General features: G+C 60.7%; 21 protein-coding genes. 10 read left to right on the top strand and 11 right to left on the bottom strand.

Annotated features, from left to right (window positions below):
• Positions 1 to 187: 187 nt before the first annotated feature.
• From OC184_RS05060 to OC184_RS05050, 3 genes are all read left to right on the top strand, one after another.
• Positions 188 to 442 carry a type II toxin-antitoxin system VapB family antitoxin gene (locus OC184_RS05060; RefSeq protein ID WP_265506105.1) on the top strand — a complete coding sequence of 85 codons (255 nt, stop codon included), beginning with the start codon at positions 188 to 190 and terminating at the stop codon, positions 440 to 442.
• Complete coding sequence (locus OC184_RS05055) at positions 442 to 867, top strand: type II toxin-antitoxin system VapC family toxin (RefSeq protein ID WP_265506104.1); 426 nt, start codon at positions 442 to 444, stop codon at positions 865 to 867. The genes OC184_RS05060 and OC184_RS05055 overlap by 1 nt, the downstream gene beginning before the upstream one ends.
• An 89-nt stretch (positions 868 to 956) precedes the next feature.
• A complete protein-coding gene (locus tag OC184_RS05050) occupies positions 957 to 1,835 on the top strand; it encodes an abortive infection family protein (RefSeq protein WP_265506103.1) in 879 nt (292 codons plus the stop codon).
• A gap of 161 nt (positions 1,836 to 1,996) precedes the next feature.
• On the opposite strand, the gene OC184_RS05045 is transcribed toward OC184_RS05050, so the two are convergent.
• The 9 genes from OC184_RS05045 to OC184_RS05005 all read right to left on the bottom strand — a co-directional run bounded on the left by OC184_RS05045 (position 1,997) and on the right by OC184_RS05005 (position 9,272).
• A complete protein-coding gene (locus tag OC184_RS05045) occupies positions 1,997 to 2,203 on the bottom strand; it encodes a hypothetical protein (protein WP_265506102.1) in 207 nt (68 codons plus the stop codon).
• 76 nt (positions 2,204 to 2,279) lie between these two features.
• Positions 2,280 to 4,151, bottom strand: a complete 1,872-nt coding sequence (locus tag OC184_RS05040; RefSeq protein WP_265506101.1) for a ParB/RepB/Spo0J family partition protein — start codon at positions 4,149 to 4,151, stop codon at positions 2,280 to 2,282.
• Between the two features lie 264 nt (positions 4,152 to 4,415).
• Positions 4,416 to 4,832 carry a DUF3768 domain-containing protein gene (locus OC184_RS05035; RefSeq protein ID WP_265506100.1) on the bottom strand — a complete coding sequence of 139 codons (417 nt, stop codon included), beginning with the start codon at positions 4,830 to 4,832 and terminating at the stop codon, positions 4,416 to 4,418.
• Between the two features lie 771 nt (positions 4,833 to 5,603).
• Entirely contained in the window at positions 5,604 to 5,726 is a 123-nt protein-coding gene (locus tag OC184_RS05030; protein ID WP_265506099.1) for a hypothetical protein, read from the bottom strand.
• Between the two features lie 64 nt (positions 5,727 to 5,790).
• Positions 5,791 to 6,084 carry a helix-turn-helix domain-containing protein gene (locus OC184_RS20400; protein ID WP_322630178.1) on the bottom strand — a complete coding sequence of 98 codons (294 nt, stop codon included), beginning with the start codon at positions 6,082 to 6,084 and terminating at the stop codon, positions 5,791 to 5,793.
• Positions 6,085 to 6,172: 88 nt separating this feature from the next.
• Positions 6,173 to 7,414: a hypothetical protein gene (locus OC184_RS05020; RefSeq protein ID WP_265506098.1), complete on the bottom strand. Its 1,242-nt coding sequence runs from the start codon at positions 7,412 to 7,414 to the stop codon at positions 6,173 to 6,175.
• On the bottom strand, positions 7,371 to 8,258 hold the full coding sequence (locus OC184_RS05015) for a hypothetical protein (RefSeq protein ID WP_265506097.1): 888 nt from the start codon (positions 8,256 to 8,258) through the stop codon (positions 7,371 to 7,373). The genes OC184_RS05020 and OC184_RS05015 overlap by 44 nt, the downstream gene beginning before the upstream one ends.
• Before the next feature lie 136 nt (positions 8,259 to 8,394).
• Positions 8,395 to 8,691: a hypothetical protein gene (locus tag OC184_RS05010; protein WP_265506096.1), complete on the bottom strand. Its 297-nt coding sequence runs from the start codon at positions 8,689 to 8,691 to the stop codon at positions 8,395 to 8,397.
• Positions 8,691 to 9,272, bottom strand: coding sequence for a recombinase family protein (locus OC184_RS05005; protein ID WP_265506095.1), 582 nt, complete (start codon positions 9,270 to 9,272; stop codon positions 8,691 to 8,693). The genes OC184_RS05010 and OC184_RS05005 overlap by 1 nt, the downstream gene beginning before the upstream one ends.
• 229 nt (positions 9,273 to 9,501) lie before the next feature.
• Here OC184_RS05005 and OC184_RS05000 point away from each other — a divergent pair, with 229 nt between their 5' ends.
• Together OC184_RS05000 and mazF are read left to right on the top strand one after the other, a co-directional pair.
• On the top strand, positions 9,502 to 9,744 hold the full coding sequence (locus OC184_RS05000) for an AbrB/MazE/SpoVT family DNA-binding domain-containing protein (RefSeq protein ID WP_265506094.1): 243 nt from the start codon (positions 9,502 to 9,504) through the stop codon (positions 9,742 to 9,744).
• Positions 9,744 to 10,073 (top strand): endoribonuclease MazF, encoded by a 330-nt coding sequence (gene mazF / locus OC184_RS04995; RefSeq protein ID WP_265506093.1) that lies wholly within the window; start codon positions 9,744 to 9,746, stop codon positions 10,071 to 10,073. The genes OC184_RS05000 and mazF overlap by 1 nt, the downstream gene beginning before the upstream one ends.
• A gap of 70 nt (positions 10,074 to 10,143) precedes the next feature.
• Here mazF and OC184_RS04990 read toward each other — a convergent pair whose 3' ends face one another.
• A complete protein-coding gene (locus OC184_RS04990) occupies positions 10,144 to 10,545 on the bottom strand; it encodes a four-helix bundle copper-binding protein (RefSeq protein ID WP_265506092.1) in 402 nt (133 codons plus the stop codon).
• 106 nt (positions 10,546 to 10,651) lie between these two features.
• Positions 10,652 to 10,924: a metal-sensitive transcriptional regulator gene (locus tag OC184_RS04985; protein ID WP_265506091.1), complete on the bottom strand. Its 273-nt coding sequence runs from the start codon at positions 10,922 to 10,924 to the stop codon at positions 10,652 to 10,654.
• 163 nt (positions 10,925 to 11,087) lie between these two features.
• Between OC184_RS04985 and OC184_RS04980 the strand changes: the two genes are divergently transcribed.
• From OC184_RS04980 to OC184_RS04960, 5 genes are read left to right on the top strand one after another with little or no spacing between them, the layout of a single operon-like run.
• Positions 11,088 to 11,648: a c-type cytochrome gene (locus OC184_RS04980; RefSeq protein WP_265506090.1), complete on the top strand. Its 561-nt coding sequence runs from the start codon at positions 11,088 to 11,090 to the stop codon at positions 11,646 to 11,648.
• A gap of 14 nt (positions 11,649 to 11,662) precedes the next feature.
• The gene (locus OC184_RS04975) at positions 11,663 to 12,526 is read left to right on the top strand and encodes a DUF305 domain-containing protein (RefSeq protein ID WP_265506089.1); all 864 of its coding nucleotides are present in this window, start codon (positions 11,663 to 11,665) and stop codon (positions 12,524 to 12,526) included.
• Between the two features lie 37 nt (positions 12,527 to 12,563).
• Entirely contained in the window at positions 12,564 to 13,325 is a 762-nt protein-coding gene (locus OC184_RS04970; protein ID WP_265506088.1) for a glutaredoxin family protein, read from the top strand.
• Between the two features lie 41 nt (positions 13,326 to 13,366).
• A complete protein-coding gene (locus OC184_RS04965) occupies positions 13,367 to 13,789 on the top strand; it encodes an ion channel (RefSeq protein WP_265506087.1) in 423 nt (140 codons plus the stop codon).
• A gap of 21 nt (positions 13,790 to 13,810) precedes the next feature.
• On the top strand, positions 13,811 to 14,353 hold the full coding sequence (locus OC184_RS04960) for a hypothetical protein (RefSeq protein ID WP_265506086.1): 543 nt from the start codon (positions 13,811 to 13,813) through the stop codon (positions 14,351 to 14,353).
• The last annotated feature ends 45 nt before the right edge of the window (positions 14,354 to 14,398 follow it).

Genomic DNA, 14,398 nt, shown 5'->3' with positions numbered 1-14,398 from the left:
ACTGGCTCGGGACGAGACAGGCATCCGCACGCCGCAGCCGGGAGCATCGCCCTGACCAGCTCGGGTGGAGGCCGCCTGCGGCCGGAACCGGGGACGCGACCCGAAGGGGGACGCCCGATGGTATATCCAATCTTAGGTTGCCTATATATCCTCAAAGGATATACTTATGTCAAAGCGAGGATATACCATGCCACTCTACATCAAAGACCCTGCGGTGGATACGCTTGTCGATCAGTATCTTGCGGCCACCGGCATGACGAACAAGACGGAGGCTGTTCGCCGTGCCTTGTCCGATCAGTTGAACGCTCTCGCTGCCAAGGAGTCCCTGACGGACAGGGTTGCGCGGATACAGCGCCGGGCAGCGGAAGCGGGATTTGTGTCCACCGGCAGCGACATTGCGGCAGACAAGGCGTTCATGGACGAACAGTGGGGCGAGGACTGATGTTTCTCGACGCCAGCGTTGTCGCCGCCGTGCTGTTGCAGGAAGAGGATGGCCCTGCGTTCCTGAAGGCGATGGAGGCCGCGCGAGGCACCCTGCGCTATTCGCCCATTGTGCGCTTGGAGGCGACCCTTGCCCTTGTGCGCAAGCGGGTCGAGCGGCGCGGCAAAGGCCCGGCGACAGCCGAGGACTTTGCCGCCGCGACGCCTCTTGTCGATGAGCTGCTGAAGGCGCTTGAGGCCAAGGAAATGCACATCACGGGCAGCATGGGGGCCGAGGCGATCCGGGCGCTGTCGGTCTATGGAAAGGTTGTCGGGCATCCGGCGCAACTCAACATGGGCGATGCTTTGTCCTATGCCTGCGCGAAAGCCTTTCATGTGCCCTTGCTCTACAAGGGCGATGATTTCTCTAAAACTGATGTGGCATAATCCGAACAAGCTCCCAAGGGCTCTTCCGTTATGACCGTCATACATGATGGCAACATTAACCTGCTTCATCGAAAAGACGACTTGCAACCATGCCGTTTCCGCTATCGCCTCAAAGCATTGATGCTATTGCCGAGATCATCAGCGGGGGTGGCGGCAATGACCTGACACCTCCTGTTGGCATCTACCGCAGTGGGCCGAAAATCGAAAAATTCATGCGGGGCTGTAACGTCGCCTTTACAGTTGAGGGTTCTCGCGTCCCGTCGCTTGTGAAGTGTCTCAACAGGCTCAACAACGGCTTTGAGGCAGCGTCGCACCTTACAAGGATCATTGAAGCAGCCGCCGATCCTCGCGACTTCATCCATGAGCCTGAACGTCACAATGCCGTGCTGGACTATCTCAATCGCGTCCTTCGCTTCGACGGCTTTGAGCTGCAACAGCAAGGCACTCGGATACGCCTTCTAGAAGCAGGCAAAGGTGTGCCTGTTCTCGCAGAGCTTGCTGGTCTATCAGAGGTAATCGACTTCGATACGGTGAGCCGGGATCTGGACCGCGCCCTTGCCAGCAGCCAGACCGACCCCGAGGATGCTGTAACCGCCGCATGTAGCACGATCGAAAGCGTATGCCGGTCAATTCTCCTCGAACTCGGGCAACCTCTCCCTGCAAAGAAGGATGTGCAGGGCCTCTACAATGCTGTGAAGCAACCGCTTGGCCTGTCTCCCGACCGCACCGACATTGACCCATTGATTGCCAATGATGTGCGGCAAATTCTGTCTGGCCTGAACACGGTTATTGGGGGGGTTGGATCGCTGCGCACCCACGGGGGCGACGCGCACGGTCGCGAAAGGGGATATGCCCGCATTGACGCACGAATTGCTCGGCTGTCAATCCATGCTGCAAGCACTGCCGCGCTCTTTCTCATCGAAACTTGGCAACGCAAGTTCCCCACGCGTCCGCTCCCAAAAGCATGAAAAGCCGCACAGCGGCGGCCCGGCGCGGCCTGAGCGCCGCCCCTGTCCTGGCGCCGGCCAGCCGGTGACAGGACAGGGGAAACCTGAGCCAGCAGCGGCAAAAAAGAAGCCCCGCACGAGGCGGGGCCAAGTGAACCTTCGTCGCTGAAGGAATGGGAATGTCAGTCGGGCAGGCGATAGTTCAGCAGCCAGGACGGGCCGAAGGTGTTGCGGACCTGGCGAAGCTCCGGCCCTTCGCCGCCCGTCGAGGATAGCCATTCGGCCAGAAGGCGGCTTTTCCAGCGTCGGCCATGCTGGGCGCAATAGGCCCGCAAGGCGTCGATCTGTTCCGCGTTCCAGGCTTGCTCATCTTTAGGTTGTTGTGGCATGTGCCTGCTTCCCCTGTTTTTTTAGAGTAATCCGGGGGCGGGGTCTTTGTCGTCTGCGCCCCCGGCTGTTTTCAGATCAGAAGCAATCCGGCACCCAAGCGTCGATCCGGGCCTTTGCCTCCGCTGTGAGGCGCCATGCCTTCTGATACTCGGCATCACTGAACAGCCGTTCCATGCAGCGGGCCTTTTCTGCTTTCTTCTGCGCCTTGTGGGCCTTGAAGCCGTTGCACTCGGGATCGCAGCCGGTCAGGTCCAGATGCAGGCTGTCCAGATAGTCGGCGCTGACGCGGTTGAAGAAGTTCTCGGCGGTTGGCGTCCAGACCTTGCGGATGCTGGCCCCGCTGTCGGCCTCGATCAGCGCAAAGAAATCGGCATTGCCTGCGCCATAGGGCAGGGTGCGGGCCATGCCTTCCACCAGTGCGGCATTGCGGGCCTTCTTGCCTGCCGCCGTGAAGTCGCGGAAGGCTGCCGCCAGATCCTCAACCCGCAACTCCGGGCGGCTCCATGCCTCATGTCCTGCCGGGGGATGGGCCAGCCGGTCAGACCATTCCAGACCGTCCGTCTTGCTCGGGCAGTTCATGGGGCGTCCCGGCGACAGGTCAAAGACGTTCGTGTTGACGCCAGAGACCAGCGACAATCCGAAGGCCAGCAGGTCGAACACCATGTCCGGCTTGTCCAGCAGGGCGGTCTGGATCGCGGCCAGCCGGATCGCCTTCATGTCCTCGACCAGTGCGCCGGAATAGGGCGACTTTGGCGCGGGCGCGGCATCGCCGCCGTCCGCATGGGCGGCATGGCCGGTCAGGACCTCGGCCTCGATGGCTGCGGCCCGGTCCTCGGTCCGCACCCACGGACCGCTCATTTGCACGGTGCCGCTGTGGCTGACATAGACATAGTAGCCCGCCACGGCGCGTTGCGCGTCGGTGAAGTCGCCCTTGATGATCGCGTCCAGAGCCTCAAGTTCGGCTTGCCCGTCCTCGTCCAAGGCGTCGGCGTTCGCCAGTTCGGCCAGTTCGTCATACCGCTCGGCCTGTTCCTCCGTCAGATCACCCTCGACCGGGTAAAGGCGGGCCAGCTTCTCGGTGACGGAATAGGAGACATATTCGTCGGCCATGACCTCGGCCCACTTCCAGCCTGCGGCCAGCTTCCCGGCCTCGGCGTTCAGGCGCTCGGTGAACAGGTCCTGCAACAGATCGGCATCGTGCAGCGCCACGGTGTCGCTGAACAGGTCGCGGGTCAGGCTGCCGCCTGCGGCCTCGTAGGCGTCCAGTCCGACAAAGCGGGCGCGGCGGTCGGTGGCGCTGACGGCGGCGGGCTGCAACGCCTGCTTGATGCGGTGTTCCGACACGTCGCGGCCCTTCACCTCGGCCAGAATGGTCAGGGTCAATGCCTCGTCCTGCGACACGGTAAAGGCTTTCGCCATGCCAAGGCTGATCGCGCCCTCTTTCAGCGCGTCCAGAACGAGGGCGGGCAGGGCTGCCAAGGCAAGGCGGCGATACACATGGGCCTCGGTCTTTCCAAAGCTGCGGGCAATGGCCGACACGTCCGCGCCTGCCTCCTTCATCCGGCCATAGGCGCGGATTTCGTCAGCGGGGGCCAAGTCCTCCCGCGCCGCGTTCTCGGCACTGGCCCATGCGCGGGCGGTGGCCTCGTCGGGCGCGATGCGAACCGGGATGGAGGCCAGTTCCGGGTGGCGTTCGGTGACGGTGGCGTCACGCTCGACGGCGCGGGCGATGGCCCGCAGCCTGCGGCCTCCCGCGACGATACCTACGCGGCCCTCTCCATCGAGGATGCCGGACAGGTTCTGGATCAGGCCGATCATGGCAAGGCTGTCGGCCAGCAGGTCGATCCCTTCCGGGTCGGCGTCCTGACGCGGGTTCAGGTCGGACAGATAGAGTTGCGCCAGCGGAAAATACTGGATGGAGGCCGGGGCGATGGTTTCGGGTTTCATGGGAATGGTCCTTTTGCGACGGATGGTTTTTTGTTATGGATGCCCTGCCCTCATGGCCGTGGGGGCAGGGCGGGCTTTCAAAGTGCGCCATGCTGGATCAGGAAGCGGCGGCCGATACCGAAGTTGTCGCCCTTCCTGACAAGCGCCCACGCTTCTGCGAGACGGCGCTGCAAGGTTTCTCTGCTCATGAGTTCACCCCCTTTCAGGCTGACGGTGCGGGAAGGGTCGGCCTGCTGACGGAGACACAGCAGGCCGATTGCGGGGTCAGTGTTCGGACGGCAGGTAGAGCGTCAGAACACGGCGCGTCTGTTCAGGGTCGGACGGGGTTTCCGCCCCGAAGTGATAGGCGGTGTCGTAAAGGTCGATCTTCCAGAAGATCGCCACGCCATGCGCCTCGACGCGGCCGAAGGAATGATCCCCGTAAGGGTCATTGTCCTCGGTCCAGTCCGTGAAGGTGATCACCGCGTTCATCAGCGCGGCTTGGGTGCGCTCGGGAATGGCGAGGAAACCCGGCGTGGCGACGGTGCGGCCTTTCAGATGCTGGCCGCGCCACAGGGCCGCGAAGCCCAGGGCGCGACGGAAAGCATCGTTCTGCTCCGCGATCATCATCCGCAGCATCTGGTCGCGGGCCTGCTCGGCGGGGTTGTTCGTGTCTGCCGGGGCAGCATTGAGATGTGCCATGTGTGGCTCTCCTTTGGCGACGGGGCGGCCGGGTCTTCTGCCCGTTCCGCCGATGGGCGAGCCTTCCTGATCTGCTGTCTCGAAAGGCCCATGCCTTTCGGAAAGCAGAGCGGGGAGGGCGCAGCCCTGCCCGTGGCCCCGGCCGAGACTGTCACGGGGTCGGGAAGGCGGGGTGGTGCGGCCCGCAGCCCGGCAACGGGCGAGGACACGGCCCGCCTGGACGACGACGCCCAACGGGCGGCGCTTGCCCCTTGACCGGCTCGGGCGGGGATGCGTGGCGGACAGGAAAACAAAAAGGCTGCGGACGGGGGTGAGCGGGCGACAGCCCGTCGATCCCCCGGAACGGCAAATGGATCATCGTGGCCCGCGCCGCGCGCGGGCCTCTCCCGTGTCTTCTTCCTGCCGCAGCAGTCAGACGGGAAGGCAGCTATCTCTGGGCATCACCGGCAGCCTGCAACTGCCCGCCCGGTTGACCACAGGCTGACGCTCGATCCCTGTGGTCTCGCTTACAGCCTGCTTCGGCCTCCCGCCTCCACTCCCAAGGTCGTTCTGGCGCGAGGCTGGACAACCGGGCTCACGGCCCGCGTCAGCGGTCCCGCCCGAAGGGACGAGATGGACAGGGCAGGGCGACCAGGACCGGCGGGCGAAGGACTGGCTCGGGACGAGACAGGCATCCGCGCGCCGCAGCCGGGAGCATCGCCCTGACCAGCTCGGGTGAAGGCCGGCTTGCCGGCCGGAACCGGGGACGCGACCCGAAGGGGGACGCCCTGTTTATTCGAGGAACAGGGCCGAAACCTGCATCAGCAGACCAAGGGCCGTGGTCCAGATGAACAAAGCCCCCAGGCCGATTTCGCCCGACTGTTCACCCTTCTTCGATCCATCTTCGCTTGGCACGGTCGCACCTCCGCAGCAGGGACACCCCCCGCCGAGGTAGCTGTCTCGTCCGCATGAAACGCAATCAAATCCCATTCTCTATCACCTTTCCAAATCGTCTCTGGACGGCTTCAAGACGCCAGCAAATATCGTGAGTCCTGCACCAGCTTTGGCACTTCATCCGCAGGTCTGGAGCAGAGCATCCAAGGCCAATGGCCAAAGCTACGATGTTCTCGAGGGAGGGATTGCGCTCCCCGCGCTCAATGCCACCAATGTATGTCCTGTGGAGCCCACTGCGATGTGCGAGCTCTTCTTGTGAAAAACCAGCAGCATGTCTGGCCGCTCTCACATTTCTTCCAAACTTTTCTACCACCGGCATAACGCGACAAAGCCGGGCAGATGACTATGAGTCTACAGACGATAAGTATCATAATCGAAGCAGTTGCCCCACACTGGGCGGCACTCGCCTACATATACTCCTGCCGAAACCTGCTGAGCTTCGCTTGCTCTACATCCGTGCGCGCTAGTTGCGACAAGCGTGATCTCAAGACGCCTATTTGATTACCCTTCACATTGGGCGCGAGCATCTTCGCGAGATTGTATATCGCATCGAAGTTGTCGATGTTGGCGACTGCATTTTCAAGAGAGAGGCCGCCGAGAGACCACTTCGATCGATCTAGCCACAGAATGACTTCTGAGACACGAGGTCCATTACCCTGGGCAAGCAACTGGCGAAAAATCGAGATCGCCAGCGGTCGCGGAACCTTGGCATCGAGAACATCGGCTGTCATGGACGCAGGCCAGTTTTTCGACGTAATCGCGTACGCAATGCGTTCGGCCTGGTCGGCATCAAGTTCGTATCGAGTCTCCGTCAACATTTGCAGCGAAAGCTTCGGATCGGCGACTTCGGTTGCAAAGGCTTCGATGGCGGTTGCATGGACCTCTCGATAGCGAGAAAGCTCAGCGGCAGCCGCAATCATGGCCGCAAAGCCATTTTGATCGAGAACCCACCAAACATCGAGGTTCCTCGTAGGCCTCATCATAGCAATCAAATTGCCAAGTTTAGACTGCAATTGACGAAGGTAGTTGTTCTTAAGGATGTCGATGACCGCATCGTCGACTGGGCACCGCAAATCCCCGAATAGTTGAAACAGCTCCTTAAAAAACAGCTCCGATTCATAAGACAGGTACTGACTGAGCCGAATTAGCGCCGCACTCATGTAATCACTGCCGCACTGATCGTTCGGGTTGGGACTGGTAGACATGAGGATTGGGTTGAGAAGAACCTCCTGCAGCAACGCCTCGAATGGAATATCTAGATCCCAATCATGGGGTATGCTGGCCTGTCCCTCGCGCTGATACGGCGCCAGATCAGCATCCCTATGACGTTCGATGAAGCGAAGAACCATATCCACACGCAGATCCCGGATGGACTTGCGGGTCTCTTGTTTGCGCTCCTCTACTGAGCCGCGACGAAGCTGCCGTCTCTGCTCATCCGTCAGTATAGCTCCTTCGAAGTTTGTTCCGAGACCTACCAGAAACGAGATGTCTTGCGATCTGAGATCAACACCTGTCAGGTCGGCGCCTAGATACATGGCGGCCGGGTCTTGGCCCGCTATCGCAGCCAGTTGCCGCAGGTCATCCGTATCAGCTCGCAGCAGCGCCTCAGCCGTCGAGATCGCTTGCGTCAGCGATGGGGATCGTTGCATCACAGATCGTCAACTCCGAATATCGATCACTCATTTCGCCCACCCGCAGCCCTTCAAGAAGTATCTGCTGCTTCAGGTAGGCCTCTGCTGCTTTAACTCTCGCTTGCTGCCCTGGCCTCTTGAAGATCCGATTTTGCTCTTCCTCACCTTTGAACTCGATATCGTAGATATCGATATCCTCGCGCAGGCATCGGACCTCAATTCGCGAAAATGGCGGAAACCCCATGTCAGCATCCTTCTGGATGACGATGTCGGGCCGCCGGTCGATAATGGTAAGACGAGGTTCGTTATGGGCGTCCCAAACAGGCCCCCAAAGTCTCCGCTTGGGTAACGATCTTCCGTCCAAGCTCCAAGATCTGTGCCCATCATAGGAACGCTTGCTCAGTTCATGGTAGGGGCTCACCTCCTGGTTTGAGATGATTGTCTTGTTTACCTCTCGACTCCCTAACGCTTCGATATTTCCCGATACTGCTGGCGTTGTGCCAGAAAACGAAAGCCCAAGGCCGGCGCCCAATTTCCTCGTGGTTGTATCACTGGTCTGGACTGCATGTGGATTGAGAGGCCTCGGGGTACGAACGCTTGAAGGAACGACATAGAAATAGCCGCTTGAGGGCGTCAGAAAGACAACCTCGCACTTCTTCACGGACAGCTTGAACAGGACGTTTGATCCCTCGCCTCCCCCCAATCTTTCCTCATCGAAGGTCACGTTGGCGTGCAGGGTATATCTGTTTGCATCCACCTCTGAGCGGCTGAACCATGCCTCCACGGCCACAAGTTGCCGCAGCGAGCGGTGTGTGTTGTGGTCTGGACGGTTATCGCGACCGGCGCCGTCATGAGGGCTCATGCTCTGCTATCTCCCGCACCAATCGCCAAAGCAGATTGGCAACTGTGTGATTGGAGGTCAATCAGCGCATGACAGAAGTGAAGCAGAGCTGCCGCACTATCCAGCACTCACTTAAGTTCCCTGCAGTGTTAATCCCTTACTTCTCGGGCGGTTGGCCGAGGGGAAACATATCCTCACCGTAATGATGCAGCTTGACGTGATGGCTCCGGCAGAGCCACCGCACGTTCAAAGGCTCGTCGTATCGGTCGTGATGGGCATCGACCTTGGCCGCGCCGCAGACCTCGCAGGCTTGCTTTTCCAGTGCGCCAGACATGAGCGCCCGCTGAACGGCAAGGTGGGCCTGGTACTTCGGCAGGTTGGTACGGCGCCAGTTCGTCTGGCGGGTCTCGCTTTTCAGGGACGGTGGCCGTGGGGGCTTTGGATCATCTGTCATCACGCCGCCGCCGCCTGCCGGCCCAAGGTGCGATACACGGTCGGCCGCGAGATCGAGAACACCTCCGCCAGATCACTAATGGAATACTCCCCGGTGTCATACATGCGCCGCAGCTCCTGCTGCTGGCGATCCGACAGCTTCGGCTTTTTGCCCCGCAGCTTACCCTTGGCGCGGGCCACAGCCATGCCCTCACGGGTCCGCATCCGAATGAGGTCTGCTTCGAACTCGGCAAAGGTCGCCAGGATGTTGAAGAACAGCTTGCCCATTGGGTCGGTCGGATCATGGATCGAGGTGCCAAGCTGAAGCTTGATCCCGCGCGCGGCCAGATTGTCGGCAATGTCGCGAGCATCGGGGACGGAACGCGCCAAGCGGTCCAGCTTCGGCACAACGAGCGTGTCACCCTCCCGCAAAGCTGCAAGCGCCTGATCCAGACCAGGGCGGGCGCGGTTCGTGCCGGTAAAGCCGTGGTCGGTGTAGATGCGATCGGCGGCGACCCCGAAGCTGGCAAGGATGCCCTTCTGCGCAGCAAGGTCCTGTTTGTCGGTGGAGCAGCGGGCGTAGCCGATCAGAATATGTGTCATAGCCTGATCTGTAACAGTAGCCGCCCCTTCATTGCAAAAAATATCGGACCATTCATCTGAGATTTGATCGAGGCAGCAAATGCTGACGCTCTACCGGCCTGTTCGGCAGCAAGGTCGGATGTCCGATGGACGATCCCCTTTCGGACAACCTGGAGATCACAACGTCGATACACTGTTGCTACAACCTCTAGAGCAGGTTAGTATCTACAGTGTATCAACAGGAGGTCTCATGCGCGCCGTCGTCAAGAAATGGGGAAACAGTGCCTCGGTTCGCATTCCAGCGTCGGTCATGGCCGCAGCGGGCTTGCACCTTGATCAGGCCGTTGACGTCCGAGAGGACAACGGGCGCGTCGTCATCGAGCCGATCATACGCGAAGAGATTGACCTTGCTGACTTGCTTGCCGGCATTACGCCAGAAAACATTCATGATGAGGTCGATTTTGGTGCGCCAGTCGGCAACGAAGCTCTCTGATGGCAGAGTATGTTCCCGAGGCCGGTGAGATCGTCTGGCTGGAGTTTTCACCGCACGCGGGACATGAACAAGCCGGGCACCGTCCCGCTGTTGTTCTGTCGCCCGCAGCCTATAACCGCATCGGTCTGATGCTGTGCTGTCCGCTCACGACGAAACGCAAGGGCTACCCATTTGAGGTTCCCATAAACGATGCGCGTGGCAGCGCCGTCCTGGCTGATCAGGTCAAGTCTCTGGATTGGCGCGCCCGGCAAGCAAAGGTCAAAGGACGCATTTCTGACGAAGAACTCTCAGCCGTTCGGAGCAAGGCAAGAGCTTTGATCGGCCAATAAGATGGCCGCTTTGCAAGCCGCCGAGCCCTTTGGGGGCCCTACGGCTGGCAAAAGGTTGCAAGCGGTAGGCTCAGCGGACCTCTTCAAGCGCTGCCTGACAGACCTCGGCGCAGCGTTTGCAGGACTCGGCGCAGATCCGGCAGTGCTCGTGCTTCTCGGCATGGCTCTGGCACTCGTCGCCGCAACGACGGCATGCCTCAGCGCAAGCCTGAATGGCGGCTCGAAGAACCTCGACATTGGAGCCGGTGCGCCGGGAGGCCATCGCTCCTGTTGCCGCACAGATGTCGGCGCAATCTAGGTTGAGCCGGATGCATTGCCGGAGTTCCGCAACCATGTCTTCCGCCAGGCATGCGTCAGCGCAGGAGGTGCAAGTCTGCGCGCAGCTGTAGGCTTCCTCGATGAACCGGATGAGTTGATCGGCCGTGTTGCCCTGAACATGAGGGTGGGTGCTTATCATCTCACGGACGTGCATGTCGCTTCCTCCCGTTTGCCGTTGGACCCGTTGAACATACAGGAGGGGGGTAATGTTCCCGGCCCAAGCCGAGAAAGGCAACGCATGCCAGTCAGCAGGGTAGAAACTATCTGCAGACCTTCTCAAAGATGTTCACCAGCTCCCGGAACTTCTGGCGCTGAGCGTCGGCGTCATTCGAGGCAATGGCTTTCTCGACACAGTCGTCTGCGTGATCCTGCAGGATCAGGACTTCGACCTGCGCCAAAGCCGAGCGGATCGCCATCGTCTGGTTGAGGATATCAACGCAGTAGCGGTCCTCCTCGATCATCCTGATGACGCCACGGACCTGCCCTTCGATACGGGCAAGCCGGTGGAGGGCTGCTTGTTTTCGCTGGTTCATGGATCGCCGATCTCTTGTAGCTCAGGTCAAAAACGATGGGCGGGTTCGAAAGTTTCGGGAACATGCACAGCTTCGAGGTGTTGGGGCGGGAACCCCACCGGGGTATGAGGCCCGTTTCAAAGGGACCTTGGCTTCATACCGCACGAATGGACGGGAGAGCCGCATGACGAAGAAGTTTGGATCTGGTCTCGCATTGGGGATCGTCGGGACAATTCTGGTCGCGATCGCCATCTGGCTGATAATGGCCTACACAGGCGCCTACAATGTCGCCGCGTCGGACCCTCATTCCGATGCCGTGCGTTGGACGCTTGATACGACGATGCACCGCTCCATCGAGCGCCGTTCAGGGGAGGTGGAGCTTCCGCAATCCTTCCCGGATGCATTGGTGGCCGAGGGTGCGTCCCATTATGCCGAAAGCTGCGTCCACTGCCATGGCGCACCAGGCCAGGATCCGACGGACTGGTCGCGCGGGATGCGCCCCGAGCCGCCGCACCTGGTGGAAGCGGCCGCGGAATGGAGCCCCGAGGAGATCTACTGGATCGTCGAGCACGGCATCAAGATGAGCGGGATGCCGGCTTTCGGCACCCACCACGGGCCGGAGGGGATCGCGGCGCTGACCGCCTTTGTCACGCGGCTGCCGGGACTCACGCCCGATGACTACCGCGCCCTAACGGGCGGCACCCCGTCCGGTACGGGAAGTGCGCCTGCCCGGCCCGCAGACTGAGGAGAAAACAATTCATGTCCTATATCCGCTTCGGCCTGATGATCCTCACCTCGACAGTGGTGATGTTCATCCTGATGTATCTCAACACCTATGCCTGGGAGCACGTCTTCTTCTCGGAAACGCGGACCTACATGGCCATCCTGATGGGCGCCACCATGGCGGTCATCATGCTGGCCTACATGCTTGGGATGTACAAGAACAAGGCCCTGAACATCGCCATCTTCGCGGGGTCGGTGATCGTCTTCGTGCTCTCGCTCTGGCTCGTGCGCAGTCAGGTCACGGTGTCGGGCCCAAGCTACATGCGGGCGATGATCCCGCACCATTCGATCGCCATCATGACCTCGGAGCGCGCGCAGATCCGCGACCCCCGCGTTCGCAAGCTTGCCGACGAGATCATTGAGGCACAGCGGCGCGAGATCGCCGAGATGCGGTACCTGATTGCGGACGTGTCGGAGGGCAACACCGTGGAAACCGTCTATCAGGACCCGCCGGCTGCCCCGGGCAGCGTGGAAGACGCGCTGAACAATACGTTGATCTCGACCCTTGATCTCGCCCCCATGCCCAAGGCCGAGGCCGACCGGATCCTGTCCGCCGCTGAACGCTGCACCTTCAACCGCAGCCCGGAAACGGATCCGGTGCTGTGGGCCGCGCAGGACGGAAGTGGAGCGGCCATGAAGCTGAACGGGATACTGGTCAGCCTTGGCCCCACCGACGCGCCGCAAAACGGCTCTGCGGAGTTCTCTGCGCCGGGTACGACCCTCTCGGTGCGGCCGCTCGGCGATGACGCGGATTGGCGCCAGAATGCCGAGCTCATCTTCCGGCTCGATGAGGGCCTCGAGGTCGGCTACCGCGGCTTCTACAGCTGCGGAACACCCTGACGCAGACAGTTCGAGGCTCTGTCAAGAGGAGGCCTCCATGGCTCTGGACACAAACAGGAAAACTGCGACCCTCTACCGGATGGTGATGCCCGGTCATCTTTGCCCCTACGGGCTGAAATCCAAGGACCTGCTGGAGCGGCAGGGCTTCGCGGTCGAGGATCACCACCTCACCACCCGCGCCGAAACCGATGCGTTCAAGCGCGAACATGGTGTCGATACGACGCCGCAGACCTTTATCGACGGTGAGCGGATCGGGGGTTATGACGCCCTGCGCAAGCACTTCGGGCAAGAGGTGAAAGAGAAGGGGGAGACCACCTATCGCCCGGTCATCGCGATCTTCTCGGTGGCGTTGCTGATGGGGCTTGCGGTCAGCTGGTACGTGTTCGGGACCATCTTCACGATCCAGGCCCTCGAATGGTTCATCGCAATCAGCATGTGCGTTCTGGCAATCCAGAAGCTGCAGGACGTCGAAAGCTTCTCGACCATGTTCCTGAACTATGACTTGCTGGCCCGCCGGTGGGTCCGCTATGGCTATGTCTATCCCTTTGCCGAAGCCCTTGCTGGCATCCTGATGATTGCCGGAGCCTTGATGTGGATTGCCGTTCCGGTAGCCCTGTTCATCGGCACGGTGGGCGCGGTGTCGGTCTTCAAGGCGGTCTATATCGACAAGCGTGAGCTCAAATGCGCCTGCGTGGGCGGAGCGAGCAACGTTCCCCTGGGCTTCGTATCGCTAACGGAAAACCTGATGATGATCGCCATGGCGATCTGGATGCCGGTCCGTATGGCCTGGGGAGGATAAGTATGGTCCTCATTTCACGCAGCACCGCCTGGACATAAGAAATGGCGCTTCTTGTCGGCTTTGCGATGATCTGCGTCCTGGGAGTTGCCCATCATTACGGTCTGCTTGCCGTCCGTGCAGCCAAGCCGAATGCGGGTGGGGCAGGAAAGACAGCCATCGTGGTTGTTTTTGTCGGTCTTGTGGCGCTTCACACCGTAGAAATCCTGGCCTTCGCCGCGATCTATCGCCTTTTGCTGGCCCTGGGTCTGTTCGGCACCCTGGGCGGCAGTTTCGACGGATCGTGGAACGGCCTGATCTATTTCTCCGGCATCAACTTCGCGACGCTCGGCTATACCCAGATCGAGACCCGGGGCGCGATCCGGATCATCAGCATGATGCAATCGCTTGGCGGCTTCATGATCCTGACCTGGTCGGCCACCTTTCTGTATTCCACTTGCGAAAAGGTTTGGCGTGAGACGGAGTAGGTGGCTTGATCAAGATTGCGCATGCGTTTCCGGCGGCAAGCCATTTCTGCTGAACAGGCGCCGATCGCAAGGGTTATTGGGAAAGCCGATCAGTCACGTTCCTGCCAGCCGGAGAAAAATCATGTTGCCGCGAAAGGCTCATGGTTTTATCGAAGAGGCATGTCGAGCCTGATACGCCAGCTTGTTGCCGTGCTTGTCGTGACGATTGTCACGGCGGGTCTGGGCATCTCGACGGCCAAGGCCGCCATGGCTCTGGAGTGTGAACTGACCCTGGCCACATCAGTGTCGGAAACACCGACGCTGGCATCCCATACGAAACACAGCCACGACCATGGCGGGACAGGTTCACCTGTCGCCAGCCATCAGCACGACGGGCAGGACACGGCTTCAGGCGATGCGGATGCGTCCCACTGCAAGGCCCATGCCTGTCCTTCAACCGCAATGCCCGCTTTCAACGCTGTCATGCCGGCTGCTGACGTGGGGCAAACCTTGGCTGTGATCCCCTCGGGATCTCTGGTGGAACTCACAGTCCCGGAAGGACTTCGCCGCCCTCCGCGCGGCTGATCCGAACGATGCCTGGTGCGACCTGAACGGGTCGCAACCCCCATC

Source organism: Paracoccus rhizosphaerae, from assembly GCF_026162645.1.
Taxonomy (GTDB): Bacteria; Pseudomonadota; Alphaproteobacteria; order Rhodobacterales; family Rhodobacteraceae; genus Paracoccus; species Paracoccus rhizosphaerae.
Note: the sequence above shows the minus strand (reverse complement) of the source record. Positions and strands in the feature narration are given on the sequence as shown.